This window comes from Bacillus sp. P4_D3 (genome assembly GCF_056401855.1).
The window spans coordinates 1-3,047 of the sequence record NZ_JBFUIN010000378.1; the positions used below are offsets into that span (position 1 = coordinate 1).

At 33.6% G+C, this 3,047-nt stretch carries 4 protein-coding genes; all 4 read left to right on the forward strand.

What is annotated here, in order from left to right:
- The first annotated feature begins 17 nt into the window (after positions 1-17).
- Positions 18-275, forward strand: a complete 258-nt coding sequence (locus AC1DTM_RS21345; protein ID WP_002200574.1) for a hypothetical protein — start codon at positions 18-20, stop codon at positions 273-275.
- 185 nt (positions 276-460) lie between these two features.
- Entirely contained in the window at positions 461-700 is a 240-nt protein-coding gene (locus tag AC1DTM_RS21350) for a DUF2584 family protein (RefSeq protein WP_016104781.1), read from the forward strand.
- 15 nt (positions 701-715) lie between these two features.
- Positions 716-1,873: an exonuclease SbcCD subunit D gene (locus tag AC1DTM_RS21355; protein WP_016104782.1), complete on the forward strand. Its 1,158-nt coding sequence runs from the start codon at positions 716-718 to the stop codon at positions 1,871-1,873.
- Positions 1,870-3,047, forward strand: a 1,178-nt coding sequence (locus AC1DTM_RS21360; RefSeq protein WP_477000816.1) for an AAA family ATPase, incomplete at its 3' end; no start/stop codon positions are given. The genes AC1DTM_RS21355 and AC1DTM_RS21360, both read left to right, overlap by 4 nt.

The following is a 3,047-nucleotide window of genomic DNA, read 5'->3' on the forward strand; positions in this document are numbered from 1 at the left end:
AGAAAGGAGAGATCGGAATGCCAGGACCTTTACTATTGTCGGTTATTATTTTGTCATCTCTTATGGTAGGAATTACACAGTATTTTCATCATACAGATACGACAGAAGAAGTGAAGGATAAGGTACGTCTCGTGTTTCCGATTTTTATAATATCTATTTCCATATGTTTGTTATTAAATAAAGATGGGTATGTTGTGGCCGTATTCGCGTTTTTTGTAGCGATTGTGTTAATAACTGTATTGTACTACGTTATGAAAGAGTACTTACAAAAATAAGGATGCCTGAAAGGGCATTTTTATTTTTGTAGATTGATAATTTCACATACCGTATTTTATACAAAAAAACATAAAATATTTATAATTAAAAAAGTATGTACATCGTGGTGTATTTACTTGTCAATCTTGCATGACCACTATACTATTAAAATGTAGAGATTAGAAAAAAAGGGGTTGTATCTAGCATGAAATTTGAGATGCACACAAAAATTATTTCAAATGAAAAAGAAGTAAGATTACATATAGAAGATAATTTATTTCAATTAATTTTAGATGGTTATCATCTATTTACTATTCAAGAAGTATTACCTTTATATAAATCAAACGAAGAAAGAATCGGTAGTGCAATTGTCCAAAAGTTAGAATGGGAGAACGGAAAAACTACACTAAACTATCAGCTTGTTTCACTACAATCAGTAAACTAAAAGGAGAAGGGTAATATGAAGTTTTTTCATACAGCGGATTGGCATTTAGGTAAGCTTGTTCATGGTGTATATATGACTGAAGATCAAAAAATTGTGTTAGATCAGTTTGTACAAGCTGTTGAAGAGGAAAAACCGGATGCTGTAATTATTGCAGGAGATTTATATGACCGAGCAATTCCACCTACAGAAGCAGTAGACTTATTAAATGATGTATTACAAAAGATAGTTATTGATTTACAAACCCCAGTAATCGCAGTTGCAGGAAACCACGATAGTCCGGACCGCATACATTTTGGTAGTAATTTAATGAAAAAACAAGGATTACATATTGTTGGACAATTCCAGTTTCCATACAATCCTGTTGTTTTAAATGATGAATACGGAGAGGTTCAATTCCATCTCGTTCCGTATGCAGACCCAAGTATGGTTAGACATATATTGAAAAATGAAGATGTTCGTTCTCATGATGATGCGATGCGTATTTTTATGAACGAACTCTCTGAAACGATGGATAAAGAAGCGAGACACATATTTGTAGGACATGCATTTGTAACTTCTTCAGGAGAGGCAGAGGAAAATACGAGTGATGCGGAACGCCCACTTTCAATTGGTGGTGCTGAATATGTAAATAGCCATTATTTTGATAAGTTCCATTACACGGCGCTTGGCCATTTACATCAAGCACATTTTGTACGTAATGAGACAATTCGTTATTCAGGTTCACCACTTGCATATTCTATTTCTGAAGAAAAGCATAAAAAAGGATATTATATTGTGGAACTGGATGAAAAAGGTGAAACAACAATTGAAAAACGTTTACTTACACCGCGTCGTAAAATGCGTACAGTAGAAGCGAAAATAGACGATTTATTACTTCATCCAGTAAATGAAGATTATGTATTTGTGAAATTATTAGATGAAAATCCTGTCTTGCAGCCAATGGAAAAAATACGTTCTGTATACCCAAATGCAATGCATGTTGAAAGATCTATTCAAAGACGAGAGTTCACAGATGAAAATGAAGTAACTGTTTCAAGGCATAAAACGGATGATTTATCTCTTTTAAAAGCATTTTATAAAGAAATGAAAGGGCTAGATTTATCAGAAGAGAAAGAACGTCTATTTTTAGATGTTTTGCAAACAGTGCAAGAACGGGAAGGTGAGCGAGGATGAGACCGATTCAGCTTATAATGACCGCATTTGGTCCATATAAACAGAAAGAAGTAATCGATTTTAAAGATCTTGGTGAGCATCGTATTTTCGCTATTTCTGGAAATACAGGAGCTGGAAAGACAACAATTTTTGATGCGATTTGTTATGTATTATATGGWGAGGCTAGTGGAGAAGARCGYAGTGATACRARCATGCTTCGWAGYCAATTTGCTGATGATGATGATGTTTATACAAGTGTKGAATTAACTTTTCAATTAAAAGGGAAAAGTTATGAAATTAAACGACAACTGGGCCATAAAAAACAAGGAAATAAAACAATTACAGGACATGCAGTCGAATTATATGAAGTAATTGATGAGGAAAAAGTTCCATGTGTCGATCGTTTTCATGTAACGGATGTAAATAAAAAAGTTGAAGATTTAATTGGATTAAGTAAACATCAATTTAGCCAAATTGTCATGTTACCGCAAGGAGAGTTCCGAAAATTATTAACATCTGAAACGGAAAATAAAGAAGAAATACTACGCCGCATTTTTAAAACAGATCGTTATAAATTAATGCGTGAGATATTAGATCAAAAGCGTAAACAATGGAAAGACGTCTTACAAGAAAAACAAAAAGAACGTGAGCTATATTTCCGTAATGTATTTAAATTACCAATACGTAATGGGGCATTATTAGAGACATTAGTGGAGCAAGAGCATGTAAATACACATCAAGTAGTAGAGGCATTAGAACAAGAAACAATTTGGTACAATGCAGAGGTTGAGCAATTACACGTAGAACAAAATGACAAAACGAAACAATTAAAAGAAGCAGAGGCACGTTTTCATGCAGCAAAAGCTGTAAATGAGAAATTCAAAGATTTAGAACAAAAGAATGAGAAGTACAGTACTTTACAAGAAAACCGTGCCGTAATCGAAATGAAAGAAAAATCTTTTAAACATGCGGAACAGGCGAAGCGATTATTACCATTTGAGCAATGGTATGAGGAAGCGATGCAACATGAACAGCAGTCTGAAAGTTTGTTAAAACAGATAATCGCAAAAAAAGAACATATAATGAACAGTTTTGCACTTGCTCAGGAGAAATATGAAGCATTAAAGAATAAGGCATCCGAGCGAGAAAATGCTAAAAAACAAGTTCAAAGACTAGAAGAGTTACAACCAATTAT

Bases quoted from the DNA above. Each gene is read 5' to 3' on its own strand.
- AC1DTM_RS21345 (WP_002200574.1), top strand. From the start codon at position 18: ATGCCAGGACCTTTACTATTGTCGGTTATTATTTTGTCATCTCTTATG.
- AC1DTM_RS21350 (WP_016104781.1), top strand. From the start codon at position 461: ATGAAATTTGAGATGCACACAAAAATTATTTCAAATGAAAAAGAAGTA.
- AC1DTM_RS21355 (WP_016104782.1), top strand. From the start codon at position 716: ATGAAGTTTTTTCATACAGCGGATTGGCATTTAGGTAAGCTTGTTCAT.